Below are 260 nucleotides of genomic sequence, written 5' to 3' on the forward strand. Positions count from 1 at the left end.
GTCCAACCGTAGTTGAAGGTGAAATCATCCGCGGCAAAGCTGTTGGTATTGTCTTCACCCATGGATTCAAGATAACGATCCATCGCAATCTGCGGCTGCATGTTGGACAGTTTGTTATGTACATAACCCAGGCCTGCACGCAACGTGTTGTATTCGTTGACCGGGAAGCCCAGCGTTACGTCCGTACCATAGCTTTTGTTGGTATAGTCGGACAGATCTGCATCATCCGCCTGGAAGTCGTTATAGAAGACACGGCCACC

General features: G+C 50.0%; 1 protein-coding gene. It reads right to left on the reverse strand.

From position 1 onward, the window contains the following. Positions 1–260 (reverse strand): BamA/TamA family outer membrane protein (locus FDX22_RS32195; RefSeq protein WP_255433077.1); only part of this gene is annotated, 260 nt, incomplete at both ends.

It is taken from the genome of Citrobacter sp. TBCS-14, from assembly GCF_005280805.1.
Taxonomy (GTDB): domain Bacteria; phylum Pseudomonadota; class Gammaproteobacteria; order Enterobacterales; family Enterobacteriaceae; genus Citrobacter; species Citrobacter gillenii.